Origin of the sequence: Myxococcus qinghaiensis (genome assembly GCF_024198215.1) — a bacterium.
Classification (GTDB): domain Bacteria; phylum Myxococcota; class Myxococcia; order Myxococcales; family Myxococcaceae; genus Myxococcus; species Myxococcus qinghaiensis.
Window position 1 is genome coordinate 1 of sequence record NZ_JAKCFA010000088.1, and the last position, 1,071, is coordinate 1,071.

Here is a 1,071-nt window from a genome sequence, read left to right on the forward strand (position 1 = left end):
ACCATCCGCTACCTGCGCGACTCCTTCTTCGCGGCCCGAAGCTTCCACGGCGTGGATGACCTCAACCGCCAGTTGCACCGCTGGGTGGAGGAGGTGGCCCACCAGCGCCGCGTGCCGGGCGAAGCCTCGGGCCGCACGGTGGCTCAGGCCCTCGAAGACGAGCGCCCGCTCCTGCTGCCCCTGCCCTCGCACCCGCTGCCTTGCGACGGAGTGCACCCCGCCTGCTCCGGCAAGACGCCCTACGTGCGCTTCGACGGCAATGACTACTCCATTCCCCATACCCTGGTGCGCCAGCCCCTCACCCTGGTGGCCTCCGCCAGCACCGTCCGCCTGCTTCGCGGCCAGGAGGAGGTGGCCCGCCATGCGCGCAGTTGGGACAAGGGCCAGACGCTGGAGGACGCGGCGCACCTGGCCGCCCTCGCGCGCACCAAGGCCCGTGCACACGAGCTGCGCGGCCGCGACGTGCTGCGCTCTCGCTGCCGCAACGCGGACCGCATGCTCGAGGCCCTCGCCGCTCGCGGCGACAACCTCGGCAATCATACGGTGAAGCTGCTGGCGCTCGCCGACCGGTACGGCCCCGAGGAGCTCGACGTCGCCCTCGCCGAGGCCCTCACGCGTGGTGCCCTGGGGCCCGCCTCCGTCGCTCACCTGCTCGAGCAGCGTGCACGGCAGCGCGGCGCGCCGCCCCCTCTGCCCCTCGTCCTCCCCGATGACCCGCGCGTGCGCGAGCAGCGCGTCCCCCAGCACTCCCTCACCGACTATGACGCCCTGCTCAAGGGCCAGAAGGATGACGACTCATGAACTCGCCCACCCTCAAGACTCGGCTCACCCAACTCGGCCTGCGTCACACCAGCGACGCGCTGGATGACCTGATTGCCACCGCCACCAAGAGACGCTGGGGGCCCGCCGAGTTGATGGAGGCCATCGCCGACGAGGAGACGAAGGACCGGGCCCGGCGCGGCGTCGAGCGGCGCCTGTCTCGCAGCCGCCTGGGGACAATGCGGACGATGGCGGACTTCGACTGGGGCTGGCCCAAGCGCATCGACAGGACAGCCGTGGAGGGCGCCCTGG

The 1,071-nt window shown here is 71.9% G+C and carries 2 protein-coding genes; both read left to right on the forward strand.

Translation table 11 applies throughout. The features are described 5' to 3' along the window. Positions 1-801 (forward strand): Mu transposase domain-containing protein (locus LZ199_RS45975; RefSeq protein WP_407667355.1); only part of this gene is annotated, 801 nt, incomplete at its 5' end. Then, a partial coding sequence (locus LZ199_RS45980) for an ATP-binding protein (RefSeq protein ID WP_254000190.1) occupies positions 798-1,071 on the forward strand: 274 nt, incomplete at its 3' end. The genes LZ199_RS45975 and LZ199_RS45980, both read left to right, overlap by 4 nt.